Origin of the sequence: Nonomuraea sp. NPDC050394, from assembly GCF_044459065.1 — a bacterium.
GTDB lineage: Bacteria > Actinomycetota > Actinomycetes > Streptosporangiales > Streptosporangiaceae > Nonomuraea.
Window position 1 is genome coordinate 148,543 of record NZ_JBITIO010000009.1, and the last position, 14,112, is coordinate 162,654.

Annotated in this window: 12 protein-coding genes; 7 read left to right on the forward strand and 5 right to left on the reverse strand. The window is 69.7% G+C overall.

All coding sequences use genetic code 11. The features are described from left to right. Nucleotides 1–47: 47 nt before the first annotated feature. Genes ACIBKY_RS32010 through ACIBKY_RS32025 form a run of 4 tightly spaced genes read right to left on the reverse strand, consistent with a single transcriptional unit; the run spans nucleotide 48 to nucleotide 3,807 of the window. The gene (locus ACIBKY_RS32010) at nucleotides 48–1,121 is read right to left on the reverse strand and encodes a hypothetical protein (RefSeq protein WP_397102417.1); all 1,074 of its coding nucleotides are present in this window, start codon (nucleotides 1,119–1,121) and stop codon (nucleotides 48–50) included. After that, nucleotides 1,111–2,796: a thiamine pyrophosphate-binding protein gene (locus tag ACIBKY_RS32015; protein ID WP_397102419.1), complete on the reverse strand. Its 1,686-nt coding sequence runs from the start codon at nucleotides 2,794–2,796 to the stop codon at nucleotides 1,111–1,113. The genes ACIBKY_RS32010 and ACIBKY_RS32015 overlap by 11 nt, the downstream gene beginning before the upstream one ends. Then, entirely contained in the window at nucleotides 2,783–3,553 is a 771-nt protein-coding gene (fabI, locus tag ACIBKY_RS32020; protein ID WP_397102421.1) for an enoyl-ACP reductase FabI, read from the reverse strand. Before fabI ends, ACIBKY_RS32015 begins: the two co-directional genes overlap by 14 nt. Continuing rightward, entirely contained in the window at nucleotides 3,550–3,807 is a 258-nt protein-coding gene (locus tag ACIBKY_RS32025; RefSeq protein WP_397102423.1) for an acyl carrier protein, read from the reverse strand. Before ACIBKY_RS32025 ends, fabI begins: the two co-directional genes overlap by 4 nt. Before the next feature lie 353 nt (nucleotides 3,808–4,160). Here ACIBKY_RS32025 and ACIBKY_RS32030 point away from each other — a divergent pair, with 353 nt between their 5' ends. The 7 genes from ACIBKY_RS32030 (at nucleotide 4,161) to ACIBKY_RS32060 (ending at nucleotide 13,481) form a co-directional block, all read left to right on the forward strand. Then, nucleotides 4,161–6,773, forward strand: a complete 2,613-nt coding sequence (locus tag ACIBKY_RS32030) for an aldehyde dehydrogenase family protein (RefSeq protein ID WP_397102952.1) — start codon at nucleotides 4,161–4,163, stop codon at nucleotides 6,771–6,773. A 20-nt stretch (nucleotides 6,774–6,793) separates the two neighbouring features. Next, a complete protein-coding gene (locus ACIBKY_RS32035) occupies nucleotides 6,794–8,038 on the forward strand; it encodes a beta-ketoacyl-[acyl-carrier-protein] synthase family protein (protein WP_397102425.1) in 1,245 nt (414 codons plus the stop codon). A gap of 23 nt (nucleotides 8,039–8,061) precedes the next feature. Beyond that, nucleotides 8,062–9,147: a hypothetical protein gene (locus tag ACIBKY_RS32040; RefSeq protein ID WP_397102427.1), complete on the forward strand. Its 1,086-nt coding sequence runs from the start codon at nucleotides 8,062–8,064 to the stop codon at nucleotides 9,145–9,147. Further along, nucleotides 9,144–10,004 carry an SDR family NAD(P)-dependent oxidoreductase gene (locus tag ACIBKY_RS32045; protein WP_397102429.1) on the forward strand — a complete coding sequence of 287 codons (861 nt, stop codon included), beginning with the start codon at nucleotides 9,144–9,146 and terminating at the stop codon, nucleotides 10,002–10,004. The genes ACIBKY_RS32040 and ACIBKY_RS32045 overlap by 4 nt, the downstream gene beginning before the upstream one ends. Nucleotides 10,005–10,010: 6 nt before the next feature. After that, nucleotides 10,011–11,483: an MFS transporter gene (locus ACIBKY_RS32050; RefSeq protein ID WP_397102431.1), complete on the forward strand. Its 1,473-nt coding sequence runs from the start codon at nucleotides 10,011–10,013 to the stop codon at nucleotides 11,481–11,483. Continuing rightward, the gene (locus ACIBKY_RS32055; RefSeq protein WP_397102433.1) at nucleotides 11,480–12,712 is read left to right on the forward strand and encodes an aminotransferase class I/II-fold pyridoxal phosphate-dependent enzyme; all 1,233 of its coding nucleotides are present in this window, start codon (nucleotides 11,480–11,482) and stop codon (nucleotides 12,710–12,712) included. The genes ACIBKY_RS32050 and ACIBKY_RS32055 overlap by 4 nt, the downstream gene beginning before the upstream one ends. Nucleotides 12,713–12,848: 136 nt before the next feature. Then, nucleotides 12,849–13,481: a pyridoxamine 5'-phosphate oxidase family protein gene (locus ACIBKY_RS32060; protein ID WP_397102435.1), complete on the forward strand. Its 633-nt coding sequence runs from the start codon at nucleotides 12,849–12,851 to the stop codon at nucleotides 13,479–13,481. 7 nt (nucleotides 13,482–13,488) lie between these two features. Here ACIBKY_RS32060 and ACIBKY_RS32065 read toward each other — a convergent pair whose 3' ends face one another. After that, nucleotides 13,489–14,097: a dihydrofolate reductase family protein gene (locus tag ACIBKY_RS32065; RefSeq protein ID WP_397102437.1), complete on the reverse strand. Its 609-nt coding sequence runs from the start codon at nucleotides 14,095–14,097 to the stop codon at nucleotides 13,489–13,491. Between the last annotated feature and the right edge of the window lie 15 nt (nucleotides 14,098–14,112).

A 14,112-nucleotide genomic window follows, 5' to 3' on the forward strand; every position in this document is an offset into this window, starting at 1 on the left:
CTTGAGTATTCACCATGGCGAATATTCGTGTCAAGGAATAAGTCGGGCTAGTGCTCCAGCAACCGGCGGTAGATCGGCTTCGACCCGAGTTGCGGCTCGTGGTGCCCGGACAGGATCGACCCGCTGGTCACCCCGGCGGCCGTGACCAGCGTCCCGCGTACGTGGTAGTCGGGATGCACACCGTCGTCGCTCGTCCTGCGCTCGAACTCCACCGTGAGCTCGTCCCCCCGCCGCACGGGCACGACGGAGTCGAACACCGGCAGGTACACCGGCATCCAGTTCGTCTTGTCCCGCAGCGAGTCCAGCCGCCTGGCGCCCGCGCCCGCTTCCAGCCCGATCCAGCACAACAACCCGTCCACGGACCCGTCGCGCTCGATCGTCAGACTCACGCGCGAGGTGTCCTCCAGCGGAGCGGACCCGTCGAACCGGAGCTTCTCCACCGCCCCGGTCGTGGACAGCAGGACGTCCGGCCCCGCATCGGCCACCGACAGCCGCACGTCGAAGGGGCGCTCGTAAAGATCGAAGATCTTCCTGAGGTACGGCAGCGCCTTCCGCGAAAAGGCCGGACCGCCGGGGAACAACTCCCGCGACGACACCGCCCCGACCAAGGTGTCACAGGCGGCGGGCACGACCACGCCGTCATGGGTGAGCAGGCGCGCGTGCGCGTCGGCCATGGCCGCGAGCATGCCCTCCGAGCTGGCGATCGACCCGATGAGCTCGGCGACGCACACCTCCGCCCGCTCCGCCGGCCGCACGTCGAAGGAGGTGCCGTGCACGACCTCGATGATGTCGGCGTACGGCGAGGCCGCCCCCCTCCCGGCCGCCATGGTGTGGCTCTCCGGGTTGGCCTCGATCGCGTACACGTGCTTGGCCCCGTGGCCGGCGGCCTCCAGGGCCCAGTTGAGGTCGCGGCCCGTCCCGATGTCGATGACCCGGCGGCCCGCCGCCACCGCCCGGAGCGCGTGGCCGAGCGCGGCGTTCCTGAGGTGGTCGTGGGTCATGACGTAGTACAGGATCCGGTCGTAGAAGGGATACTCGCCGACGGACGGCCAGAGGCCGGGGTTGCCGCCGACCGCGATGCCGACCGAGCCTCCCCGCCAGGTGTAGATGTCACGCGTCATGGTCGTCAGCCTTGTCTGGGGACTCTGGGGCGCCGCCGTACGCGCGAAGCACGCCAGGAGGGATGTCGGTGTCGGAGACGGGGACGGCGACCAGCGCGAGCGCGCCGTTCTTGGCGTGTTTGGCGGCTTCCTCCAGCGCGGGGTCGAGGTCGCCGGTCGTCCGGCAGCGGGTGGTCCAGCCGCCGAGCGCGCGGATGACCGCCTCGTAGGGAGGCTCGCCGCCGGCGAACCGGGTGATGCGGGTGTCGGATCCGGCCAGGGCGCGGACGTAGCGCGGCCAGCCGAAGCCGCCGTTCTCGAAGACGACGAAGACGATTCCGCGCCCCTGCTCGGCGGCGACCGGCAGCGCGTTCATGCTCATCGTCATCGCGCCGTCGCCGCAGATCACGACGGTGGGCAGCGACGGCTCGGCGAGCGCGGCGCCCAGCGACGCGGCGACGCCGAAGCCCATCATGGTCTGCTCGCCCGGCGCCACCACCTTGGCCCGCTCGGACAGCGACAGCAGGGGGTAGTGGTAGCTCCACATGTCGTGCAGGCCGTTCTCCTGGACGAGCACGAGGTCGCGCCCGAACCTGGACCGGAGCGCGCGCAGGGCCGACGCGGCGAAGGAGCCGGTGTGGGGGAGTTCGGTCTTCACCGCGGCGATGCGCTCCGACCAGGCCGGCGACGGGTGCGCCGTGAGGCCGTCGGCGAGCAGGCGCGCGGTGAGTGCGGCGTCGCCGGCCAGCGCGATCTCGGGGCGGACGGCGAGGTCGAAGGCGTCGGGATCGGCGTCCACGTGGATCAGGCGCTGCCCGGACTGGCTCCAGCCCGTGCGTACGGTCTCCTCCAGGCGGGTGCCCAATGCCAGGATCACGTCGGCGTCGTCGAGCAGTCCGGCGGCGGGAGCGGCGGCGTAGAGCCCGGCGAGCCCGCAGTAGCGCGGGTGGTCCTCGTCGAGCACGCCCCGCCCGGCGGCGGTGGCGAACACGGCCGCGCCCCAGGTCTCGGCCAGCGCCCGCAGGGGCGCGCCGGCGCCGGCCGCCTTCGCGCCGCCGCCCGCGATGATCACCGGCGCGGTGGCGCCCGCCATCACGTCCACCGCCCGGTCGAGATCCTCGCCGGCGGGAGCCGAACGCAGCCGCCGCGGGGGAGCCGCCGGCGCGGCGTTTCGCGGTGGCTCGCCCTGGAGCGCCTCCTCGGCCAGCTCGACGACCACGACCCCGGGCGCGCCGTTGATCGCACGGTGTACGGCCTGCCGCAGGGCCCAGTCGAGCTGGTCCACGTCCTCGGCCAGCACGTACCACTTGGCCACGGCGGCGCTGACCGCACGCTGGTCCACCTGCTGGAAGCCGCCCCTGCCCAGGCCGGCCCTGGGGATCCGCGTGGTCACCACGACGACGGGCGCGTGCAGCGACGCCGCCTCCAGCAGGCCCGCCATGGCATTGGGCAGCGAAGGGCCGGAGTTGGTCGCGAGTACGGCCGGGCTGCCGGACACCAGCGCGTGCCCCGCCGCCAGGCAGGCGCCGGCCCGCTGGTCGCGCACCGGCACCGCCTTGAGTCCGGGCACGGCGAGGGCGGCGTCGAGCAGAGCGGGTTCGTCGGAGGGCACACCGGTCACCAGGTCGCATCCGGCGTGCGCGAGCGTGGTGGCGATGTGGCGCCACATGGCCGTCCCCGGCTCAGCCGACGGCATGCGCGCCGCCGTCCACGTGCAGGATCTCCCCGGTCGTGGCGGGGAACCAGTCGGAGAACAGCGCCACGCAGGCCCGTGCCACGGGATCGGCGTCGGCCTCCCAGCCCAGCGGGGCCCTGGTCTGCCACTTGGCGTAGAAGTCGTCGCCGGGCTCCTTGCTGAACTCCGCGGCGGCCACGGTCCTGATCGGGCCGGCCGCGACCAGGTTCACCCGGATGCCCCGGGGGCCGAGGTAGTACGCGAGGTAGCGGGCGCACGATTCGAGCCCGCTCTTGGCCACGCCCATCCAGTCGTACTCGGACCAGCTCACCGAGGAGTCGAAGTCGAGCCCGACGATCGACGAGCCAGGCTTGCGCAGCAGGGGCAGGAGCGCGATCGACAGGCTGTGGAGGGAGTAGGTCGAGGTCCGCAGCGTGGTGGCGACGTCCGGCCAGGTGGTGGTGGTGAAGTTGCCGCCCAGGGCGGCGGGCGGCGCGTAGGCGATCGAGTGGAGCACGCCGTCGAGCTCGCCGAAATGCTCGCCGACGCGGTCGGCGAGGTCGGCGAGCTGTTCAGGATCGGTGACGTCGAGGCCGACGACCGGCGCCGGACCCGGAAGCCGGCGCACGAGGCGCTCGACGAGGCTTACCCGGGGAAAGGCCGTGAGAACGACTTCCGCGCCATTCTCCAGTGCCAGCCTGGCCACATGGAATGCGATGGACGAGGGAGTGAGAACACCCGTGATGAGCAGTCGCTTTCCGGTCAGTATCCCGTTCAATCCCGGGCCGCCATCGCCTGCTCGATGTGGTCGATCAGGTCCTCGACCGTCACTATTTTCGGCATCTCCGCGTCCGTGATCTCGACCGCGAACTTGTCCTCGACCGCCACCCCGATCTCGACCAACGACAGCGAGTCGATATCGAGGTCATCGACGATGGATTTCTTCGGCGATACATCTGCCGCTTGCATTCCTGTTACTTCCTGGATGATGGCGCTGACCTCGCCGTATATGTCTTCGCGAGTTTCAGTCATTACCCAACCTCTCGATGGAAGTTATGCCGAATGAGGTTATACGTCGGAACACTTGTAAGCGTCAAGGATGGTCGATGATCCTTTTCGGACTGGCCGTTATCCCTGTCCAGATGCCGGACAATCCGGCCAGATCAATTTCTAGACTTCTCATAATCGCTGGTAGGAGCTCTGTCTCTGTCCTGACGGACGGTGGGTGACCCGATGCATGAGGTGAGTATGCAGGTGCAAATACCTTGCATGACTAGGAGGTATCGCGCGGTCAACCGCCGAAGTCTGGAGGTCGGATGACCGGAAAGAGCGACGTTGACCCGTTATCCAGCGTCACGTAGGAAAGTCCTCGGTAGGTGATGCTGATGCTGATCTCCGATGGATCGGCAATAACGAATGAACGGGTGGCGAGCATCGCAGCCGCCGTCTCGCAGGGGCTCGCACGGGACGGCATAGCACCGGGGGATCGCATTCTCCTGGTCGCGCGGAACTCGCCGGACTTTGTCGTAGGATTCTTCGCTCTCGTCAACCTAGACATTTCCATCGTGATTGTGGACGCGCATCAAACTCGCGGTGAACTCGAGCGGATGGCCGCCGTCTCGGGAACGAACATCGCGCTGACAGATGACGCCACACTGCCACCGGCCGGTATGCGAACCATCGAACTCGGCCGGCTGGTCTCAACGGTGGACGACCCGCCCGTGCGGTCCCTCGACCTCAAGCCCTGGACCGGCCGCCGCGACGCGCTGATCGCGTGGTCCTCCGGTTCGACCGGGCACCCCAAGGGCATCGTGCGCTCCGGCCGCTCGATCATCGCGAACACCGAGCGGACCGCCGCCCGCATGGCCTACACGCCCGAGGACGTGCTCCTGCCGCTCCTCCCCTTCTCCCACCAATACGGGATCTCGCTGGTCCTGATCTGGTTGATGAGCGACTGCTCGCTGCTCATCACCCCGTACAGCCGGCTCGACCGCGCCCTGCGGGCGGGTGCCGACGCGGGTGCCACGTCCGTGGACGCGACGCCCTCGACGTACCACACGATCCTGAACCTCGCGGAGCGCCGCCCGGAACTGCTGGCCGATCTGTCCCGTGTCCGCATGTGGTGTGTAGGCGGCGCGCCCCTGGACCCGACGCTCTCCGACAGGTTCCTCACCGAAGTCGGCCAGCCGCTGCTGGACGGCTACGGCAGCACGGAGGCGGGCAACATCGCGCTGGCCACGCCGGACAACCCCAACGGCTGCGGCCGCCCGCTGGCCGGGGTGGACGTGACGATCCTCGACGACGACGGCAAGGAGCTAAGCGCCGGCCAGATGGGCGAGGTCGTCGTACGCTCCGCCGACCTGATGGAGGGCTACCTGCCTCTGGAGGAGGAGGCGGCGCCCCTGACCGAGCTGCGCACCAACGACCTGGGCCACATGGACGCCGAGGGCAACCTCTACGTGGTCGGCCGCAAGTTCGCCGTCCACCGCCTCGGGCACACCATCTATCCGGAGGCCGTGGAACGCCGGGCGGCGGCCGTACTGGGGCGTCCGGTCGCGGTCGTCCCGGTGGAGGACGAGCGGCTCGGCTGCCGGCTCGTCTTCTTCGTCGCCGACACCGGTGAACCGCAGCCCGCGGACTGGCGGGCCAGGCTCACCGCGCAGCTTCCCGCCCACGAAGGCCCCAACCAGGTCATCGTGCTCGACCGGATCCCGGTCACCGCCCGCGGCAAACCCGACATGGCGGCGTTGCGGCGGCTGACCGCCACCGGCGGCGTCCGGGTGCCGGCGGGGACGTCGCCCATGATGCCGCCCGAGGAACGGGTGCGGGGCCTTCGTGCCGTGGAAGAGATGCTGCGGGACGATCCGCAGCCGATCATCGACATCCTGACCGAGATCTCGCTGCACCGGTCGGTCATGGACGAGATCGAAGCCTCCCGCGCCACCCTGGCCGGAGCGGTCGAGGAGGTCCTCACCCACGGACCGGCCAGAGTCCGCCGCCTGGCCGCGTTCATGCCGTCGAACGTCCTTCTCTACAGCTACGTCCTCTATCTCCTGGTGCCCGCGCTGTTCACCGAACGGCTGACCGCCCGTCCGGCGAGCGTGATCGCCGGCCAGCTCCACCGGCTGCACGCCCTCCTGGCACCCGTGCACAACCTGCCGATCGAGGTGGTCGAGGCCAGCCAGCGGGAGTTCGTCACCGGCCAGGTGGCCGTCGCCGACGTCGTCATCTTCACCGGCACCTACAAGAACGCCGAACAGGTCCGTGCCACCCTGCGCGACGAACAGCTCTTCGTCTTCTTCGGGCAGGGGGTCAACCCGTTCATCGTGGGGCCGGACGCTCAGGTCGGCCGGGCCGTACGCGATGCCATGCGGGTGCGTCTGCTCAACTCGGGCCAGGACTGCTACGGACCCGATGTCCTCTACGTCCACGACTCCGTCAAGGACAGCTTCATCGACGGCCTCACCCAGGCGGTGACGGCGGCCAAGTACGGCAGCAACCGCGACCCGGAAGCCGACTACGGAAGCCTCTGGTACGACACCGCGGTGGAGGCCTCCGCCGACTACCTGCGCCGCAACCACGAGCGCATCGTCGCCGGAGGCGCCATCGACTTCCGGACCAAACGCGTCGAACCCACCGTCCTGGTACGGGACTGGGCCCCGCGCGTGCCCATCGTGGAGTTCTTCGCCCCGATCTTCAACGTCATCGGCTACTCCACGGCGCAGCAGGTAAGCCAGCACATCGACTCACCCTTCTTCGCCGAACGGGCGATGGGCGCCATGGTGTACGACGGCGAGCCCGACCTCGTCGACACCCTGCGCAAACGGCACACCGTGGCCGTGAACAGCACGCTGATCGACGTCGACAACGGCAACCAGCCGTTCGGCGGGCACGGTGTCATGGCGGGCTACGTCATGCGGTACGGCAAGCGCTGGACCGGGCCCGCGCTCCTCTCCCAGGTGGTCGCCGAGCACCTGACCACGCCACGACTCGACTGAACGCGAAAGGCAGCCTGCCCATGCCGATCCGCCATCCCCGACGCGTGGTCATCACCGGCGCGGGCGTCATCTCTCCCGTCGGCCGGGACGTGGACACGTTCTGGTCCAGCCTGCTCCAGGGCCGCAGTGGCATAGCGACGATCGACGCGTTCGACCCGGCCGGACTCAGCACCACGATCGCCGCGCAGGTCCGCGACTTCGACCCTCTGGAGTACATGCCGCACAAGGTGAGCCGCAGGCTCGACACCTTCGCGCGGTACGGCCTGGCGGCGGCGGTCCAGGCGGCCGACGACGCCAAGCTGGCGCAGGGCGGGGACCTCAACCCCCGGCTGGGCGTCCTGGTCAGCTCCGGGTACGGAAGCAGCTGGCTGCAGCAGTCGCTCTACAGCCGCTTCACCGAGCGTGGTCCCCGCGGCGTGCCGCCGTACGCGGCGGCGGCGCTGTCCGCCGACAGCCCGTCGGCGGAGATCGCCCTGCGCTTCGGCGCCGCGGGACCTTCGGGCTCCATGAGTACGGCCTGCGCCACCGGCACCATGAGCGTCGGCGAGGCGGCCATGTGGATCAGGACCGGCCGGGCGGACGTGGCGATCGCCGGCGGCTGCGACGACTCGATCACCGCGTTCGACATGGCGACCACCGGCATCACCGGAGCGCTGTCGCGGCGCAACGACGAGCCGGAGCGCGCCTGCCGCCCCTTCGACCGGGACCGCGACGGCTTCGTCGTGGGTTCCGGCGCCGCGGTGGTCGTCCTGGAGGAGGCCGAGCACGCCCTGCGAAGGGGCGCGGCGATCCAGGCGGAGGTCGCCGGCTACGCCGCCACCACCGACGCCTTCCATCCCACCGCGCCGCATCCCGAGGGGCTGGGCGCGGCGACGGTGATGCGGCTCGCGCTGCAAGACGCCGGCCTCGAACCGGACGGCGTCGACTACATCAACGCGCACGGCACCGGGACGGTGCTCAACGACAGGATCGAGAGCCTGGCGATCCGCACCGTCTTCGGCGCCCGGGTGCCGCCGATCAGCTCCATCAAGGCGCTGACCGGTCACATGATCGGCGCCGCCGGCACCGCCGAGCTCATCGCCACCGTCAAGGCGATCGCGACCGGGCTCGTGCCGCCCACGTTCAACTGCGACGCGCCCGAGGACGAGGACCTCGACTACGTCCCGAACCACGTGCGCCGCATGGACGTGGGCGCCGCGCTGAGCAACTCCTTCGGATTCGGCGGTCACAACGCGGCCCTGGTGGTCCGCAAGTGGACGCCGTGAAATCGCTATCGGAAAGGGCAACGATGTCTGGACCCGTAAGTTCGCACAACGAGTGGGACCCTCTGGAAGAGGTCGTCGTCGGTGTGGTGGACGGCGCGATGCTGCCCGACTGGAACGTGATCAACAAGGTCACCGTGCCGCCGGGGTCGTGGGAAACGATCGAGGAGGTCAGCGGGGCGGACGGCACCCCCTACCCGCCCGAGATGATCGAGCCCGCCAAGGAGGACCTGGAACAGTTCGTCGACATCCTCCAGACGGCCGGCGTACGGGTGCGCCGGCCCGACCCCATCGACTTCGCCGCCGGATTCTCCACCCCGTCCTGGCAGGTCGGGACCGGATTCTGCGCGGCCAACCCCCGTGACGTCTTCCTGGTCATCGGCGACGAGATCATCGAGGCGCCGATGGCCGACCGCGGGCGGCAGTTCGAGACCTGGCCCTACCGGCGGCTTCTGAAGGAATACTCCGCGGCCGGCGCCCGGTGGACGGCCGCGCCCCGCCCGCAGTTGCTCGACGACCTGTATGACGACGACTACCGCGTGCCCGAGCCGGGCGAGCCGATCGGGTTCGTCACCACCGAGTTCGAGCCGACCTTCGACGCCGCCGACTTCGTCCGGGCCGGCCGCGACATCTTCTGCCAGCGCAGCCACGTCACCAACCAGGCCGGCATCGACTGGCTGCGCCGCCACCTCGGCGACGACTACCGCATCCACGTGCTGGAGTCCCGCTGCCCGCAGGCCATGCACATCGACACCACGTTCATGCCGCTGGCCCCCGGAAAGGTGCTGGTCAACCCCGAGTTTCTCGACCTGGCCAGTCTCCCGCCGGTCCTGCGGGACTGGGACGTGCTCGTGGCGCCGGAGCCGGTCCACACCGACTCCAACCCGATCGGCGTGGTCAGCGGCTGGGTCAACATGAACGTCCTCATGCTCGACGAGCGCCGCGTGGTCGTCGAACGCAACCAGGAGCCCATGATCCAGGCGTTCAAGGAGTGGGGTTTCACGCCTGTGCCCTGCTCGTTCGAGTCCTACTACGCCTTCGCCGGGTCCTTCCACTGCGCGACGCTCGACGTCCGGCGTGACGGCCCGCTCCGGTCGTACTTCCCCGCATGACCGACGGCCGTACCGTGTTGATCACCGGCGCGGCCGGCGGGATCGGCTCGGTCACCGCACGGGCGCTGGCGGCCAAGGGGTTCCACGTCTTCGCCGGGGTACGCGACCCCGAGCGGGCCGTCACCGAGACCTTCGCCGACAGCCCGGAGGGGATCGAGGTGATCCACCTCGACGTCACCTCGCCCGATTCCGTCGAGGAGGCGGCGGCGAAGGTGCCGGGGCCGGGGCGGCGCCTGGTCGGCGTGGTCAACGCGGCGACCGCCGAGTACCACGGCCCGCTCGAGATCCTGCCCATGGAGTTCGTCCGGCACGAACTGGAGGTCAACTACCTGGGCCCGCTGGCCGTGACCAGGGCGTTCACGCCCCACCTCCGGACGAACGGCGGCCGCGTGGTCAACATCAGCAGCATCAACGGGCTGTGCGTCTTCCCCAGCATCGGCGCGAGCTGCGCGGCCAAGTACGCCCTGGAGGCGTCGTCGAACGCGCTGCGCATGGAGCTGCGCCGGTGGGGCATCCAGGTGGTGCTCGTCAACCCGGGCGCGGTACGCACGGCCCTCTGGCCACGCTCGCTGCGCGCGTTCGAGTCTCTGCCGGACAAGGTGCACGCCGACCAGCTGCGCCTGTACTACCCGGCCTGGGCCCGATCGGTCGAGCGGGCACGGGTCGACCAGGACCGCATGCTGAAGCTGGCCGCCCATCCCACGCGGGTGAGCGAGGCCATCGTCCACGCCCTGACCTCGGCGCGGCCGCGCAGCCGCTACCTGGTCGGCTGGGACGCGCGAGTGCTCGCCATGGCCCGATGGATCCTGCCCACGCGGGCCTTCGACACTCTCGCCTCGTACACCTTCCGGGAATAGGACAACATGAAGGGTTCGCAGAACCCGTGGGTCGTGCTGACGATTCTGTGCGCCAGCCTGTTCATCGTCGTCATCGACATCACGGTGCTCTACACGGCGCTGCCGATGCTCTCGGCCGAACTCGGCCCGAGCGCGGCGCAGGTGCTGTGGATCGCCGACGTCTACTCGCTGGTCTGCGCGCCCCTGCTGCTCCCGTTCGCCGCCCTCGGTGACCGGTACGGCCGGCGGGCGATGCTGCTGTGGGGATACGCGGTGTTCGGACTCGCCTCGCTCGCGGCGGCGTTCGCCCCGAACGTCGCGATCCTCATCACGGCCCGCGCGATCCTCGGGCTGGGCGGCGCGATGATCATGCCGTCCACGCTCTCGATGATCAGGCAGGTGTTCACCGATCCGAAGCCGCGCGCGACGGCACTCGGCGTGTGGAGCGCCGTCGCCGCCGGAGGCGCCATCATCGGCCCGCTCGTCGGCGGCGCGCTCGTCGAATGGACCTGGTGGGGCGCGGTGTTCCTGATCAACGTCCCGGTCATGCTCGCCGCGATCCCCCTGACCCTGCTCCTGGTGCCGGAGTCGCCGCGCGCCGACTCGGGACGCTGGGACGCGCTCGGCGCCCTTCTGGCCACGGGCGGGGTGCTCAGCCTCGCCTTCGGCATCAAGACGGCGGGGCACGAGTCGTTGTTCGCGCCGCCGGCCCTGGCGAGCTGGGCCGGCGCCGCCGTACTGCTGCTGTGGTTCGTGCGCAGGCAACTGCGCGCCGACGAGCCGTTGCTCGAAGTACGGCTGTTCGCCAACCCCGCCTTTTCCACGGCGGCCGTGTCCATCCTGGTCACGTTCCTCGTGCTGGTCGGGCTGGAGCTGTTCTTCACCCAGTACCTGCAACTGGTCGTGGGTCTCGGCCCGCTGTCGGCCGCCCTGCGCATCCTGCCGATGAGCGTGACCAGCGTGCTCGGCAGCCTGGCCGGCGGCCCTCTCGTCGCCCGTTTCGGCGCGCCGCCACTGGTCGCGGCCGGGCTGGTGGGCACCTCGGTGGCACTGATCCCCTTGGTGACGCTGACCACCACCGACCAGCCGTGGCTGATCGGCGTCTGCTTCGCCGCGATGGGATTCTCGCTGTCCGTGGCACTGACCGCGGCGTCCAACGCGATGATGAACGCCGTCGCCACCGAACACGCCGGGCAGGCGGCGGCCGTCGAGGAGACCTCCTACGAGCTCGGCGGCGGGCTCGGGATCGCCGTCCTGGGCAGTGTCATGTCCGCCGCCTTCGCCGCCTGGTTTCCGCACGCGGGCGTGGTCAGGGATTCGGCCCTCGCCCTGCGCAGCGCGTACCCCCAGATAGTCGAGTCCGCCCGGGAGACGTTCGTCGCCAGTCTGCACCTGACCGTCATCGTGTCCGCGGCACTCCTGATGATCACCGGGCTGGTCATCGTGGTCGTGCTCCGCAGACATCCCCGAATCGCCCCGAACCTAGGAGAAAAGGCATGACCAGCTCCGGCGCCGTGGACAAGTGGGGCTTCGAGACCTTCACCCAGGTACTCGAAGAGGGATCGGGCCTGATCGGTGAGCCCGCGATCGTGGACGGCATCACCGGCCCCAGCATCACGCAGAACGGCCGCACGCTGACCAACCTCGCCAGCATCAACCTCCTGAACATGCACCAGCGCACCGACCTGCGGCAGTGCTTCGCGGAAGGTGCCCACCAGTACGGCCTGACCACCGGCGGTTCCCGCATGACCCAGGGCGTCTGCCGCGCCCACCTGGAACTGGAGCAGGACGTCAGCCAGGCGACCGGCAAGGAACGCGCCCTCACCTTCGCCACCGGCCTGCTGGCCAACGTGGGTTTCGTCCACGCCATGAGCCAGGACATCGACCTCGGCGCCGGCGTCCGCATGAACAACTCCGACTCGGTGTTCGTCCTCGACCGGGACTCCCACTGGAGCCTGTGGAAGGCGGTGGAGGGCCTGGGCTACGGCAAACGTGTCTTCTTCTTCCGCCACAACGACCCGGAGCACCTCGACCGTGTCCTCACCAAGGTCGGCGGCGGCAAGGTGGTCGTCGTCATGGAGAGCGTCTACTCGGCGGACGGCACCATGGGCCCCATCCCCGCGCTCCTGGACCTGTGCGAGAAACACAACGCCATCAGCTTCGTCGACGACGCCAACGGCTTCATGATCTACGGCCCCGCCCACCGCCCCTTCGCCACCGAGTACCAGCACATGCGCGAGCGGGCGGACTTCGTGATGATGTCCTTCTCCAAGGCGGTGGGCCTGGAGGGCGGGGCGATAGCCGGGCCGTCGGCGGCGGTGCAGTCCTTCGAGCTCCTGTCGGGAACCTCGATGTTCACCGCCGCCATGCAGCCGCCCACCGCCGTGACCGCCCGGGAGATCATCCGCCGCCTGAGCCACGATCCCGACATCGTCGACTCCTACCTGGCCAAGGTGACCGCGTTCCGCCGGCGGCTGGCCGACATCGGCTGTGAGACCAGCGAGACGAGCACGTACATCGTCTCGGTCCCGGTCAACGACGACGACGTCGCCGTGGAACTGCGGCAGGCGTTCCTGGACCACGGCTACCTCGTACCCGTCTTCGTCTATCCGGCCGTCAAGCGCAACAAGGCCCTGCTCCGCCTGATCATCAGTGACGGCCACACCGAGGACCAGCTGGACGGCTTCCTCTCCACCCTGGCGACGCTCAAGGAGCAGTTCAGGTTCTGAGCGGATGGTTTCACCCGCACCCGGCCGGCACGGAGGTGCGGGAGGTCGGCCCCAGGTCCACGCGCTCCGGCGACTGGACCGCGACCTCCTGCGCCCGCCCTCGCTAGGTAGATGAGGCTTACCTTATTCTCGGGAGATGAGCTCCTCTGAGATGCGTGTGGTGACGACCGATGCCGAGCTCCGGGAGATCGTCAAGGAACCGCCTCAGGTCATCTGGGACAAGGACATCGCCCGCATCGACGAGCACGCGCGCACGATCATCGCGCACTCGCCGTTCGTGCTGCTGGCCACCTCGAACACCGACGGCACGTGTGACGTCTCGCCCCGCGGCGACCCCGCGGGCTCGGTGCTGGTACTCGACGACCACCGTCTCGTCCTCGCCGACCGGCCCGGCAACCACCGGCTCGACAGCTTCCGCAACATGCTGCGCAACCCCCATGCCGGGCTGTTGTTCATCGTGCCGGGGATGAACGAGACGCTCCGGGTCAACGGGCGCGCCTCGCTGGTGGCCGACGCGCCGTTCTTCGACGACCTGGTCGTGCAGGGGAAACGGCCGCGGCTGGCCGTACTGATCGAGGTCGAAGAGCTGTACATGCACTGTGCCAAGGCGTTCCTGCGCTCCTCGCTCTGGAAGCCGGAGACCTGGCCGGACCGCAAGAGCCTGCCCACGCTCGGGCAGATCGCCAAGGACCAGATGAACCTCAAGGACGTCCCCGTGGCGGCGATCGACGAGGGGCTCGCCCTGGACGCCAGGACGAACCAGTACTGACGTCCCGTCAGGCTGACGGCCTGACCACCTGGTACGTCAGGTGGGTGACGAGGCCGGTGCCCCAGGGCGCGCCGACGGGTTCGAGTGCGTGCTCCCCGACGCCGTGCAGCAGCCGCTCGCCCCGGCCGAGGGTCAGGGGCGCGACGTGCAGGCGCAGCTCGTCGATGAGCCCCGCCGCCAGGTACCGGTTCACGGTCTCGGCGCCGCCGGCGATCGCGACGTCCCGGTCTCCGGCGGCCGCGCGCGCCTGGGCCAGGGCCGATTCGATCCCGTCGGTGACGAAGACGTAGCTCGTGCCGCCCCTCATCGTCAGCGGCTCGCGCGGGTGGTGGGTCAGGACGAAGACCGGCGCGTGGTACGGCGGCTCGTCGCCCCACCAGCCCTTCCAGTCCAGGTCCCAGGCGCCGCGGCCGGGGCCGAACATGTTGCGGCCCATGATGAACGCCCCTGCGGCGGTGACGCCCTCGATCACCTTGGCGTGGCGCTCGGCCTCCTCGAACATCCACTGGTGCAGACGGTCGCCCACGCCCTCGCCGAACGGGTTGTCCATGCTCTGGTGCGGCCCGGCCACGTAGCCGTCGAGCGACATCGACATGTCGGAGATGACCTTGCTCATCGTGCTTACCTCCTG

What these genes read in the sequence shown, in the direction of transcription:
- ACIBKY_RS32015 (WP_397102419.1), bottom strand. Translation starts at nt 2,796, where the DNA reads ATGCCGTCGGCTGAGCCGGGGACGGCCATGTGGCGCCACATCGCCACC.
- ACIBKY_RS32065 (WP_397102437.1), bottom strand. Translation starts at nt 14,097, where the DNA reads ATGAGCAAGGTCATCTCCGACATGTCGATGTCGCTCGACGGCTACGTG.
- ACIBKY_RS32010 (WP_397102417.1), bottom strand. Translation starts at nt 1,121, where the DNA reads ATGACGCGTGACATCTACACCTGGCGGGGAGGCTCGGTCGGCATCGCG.
- ACIBKY_RS32050 (WP_397102431.1), top strand. Translation starts at nt 10,011, where the DNA reads ATGAAGGGTTCGCAGAACCCGTGGGTCGTGCTGACGATTCTGTGCGCC.
- ACIBKY_RS32055 (WP_397102433.1), top strand. Translation starts at nt 11,480, where the DNA reads ATGACCAGCTCCGGCGCCGTGGACAAGTGGGGCTTCGAGACCTTCACC.
- ACIBKY_RS32030 (WP_397102952.1), top strand. Translation starts at nt 4,161, where the DNA reads ATGCTGATCTCCGATGGATCGGCAATAACGAATGAACGGGTGGCGAGC.
- ACIBKY_RS32035 (WP_397102425.1), top strand. Translation starts at nt 6,794, where the DNA reads ATGCCGATCCGCCATCCCCGACGCGTGGTCATCACCGGCGCGGGCGTC.
- ACIBKY_RS32025 (WP_397102423.1), bottom strand. Translation starts at nt 3,807, where the DNA reads ATGACTGAAACTCGCGAAGACATATACGGCGAGGTCAGCGCCATCATC.
- ACIBKY_RS32060 (WP_397102435.1), top strand. Translation starts at nt 12,849, where the DNA reads ATGAGCTCCTCTGAGATGCGTGTGGTGACGACCGATGCCGAGCTCCGG.
- ACIBKY_RS32045 (WP_397102429.1), top strand. Translation starts at nt 9,144, where the DNA reads ATGACCGACGGCCGTACCGTGTTGATCACCGGCGCGGCCGGCGGGATC.
- ACIBKY_RS32040 (WP_397102427.1), top strand. Translation starts at nt 8,062, where the DNA reads ATGTCTGGACCCGTAAGTTCGCACAACGAGTGGGACCCTCTGGAAGAG.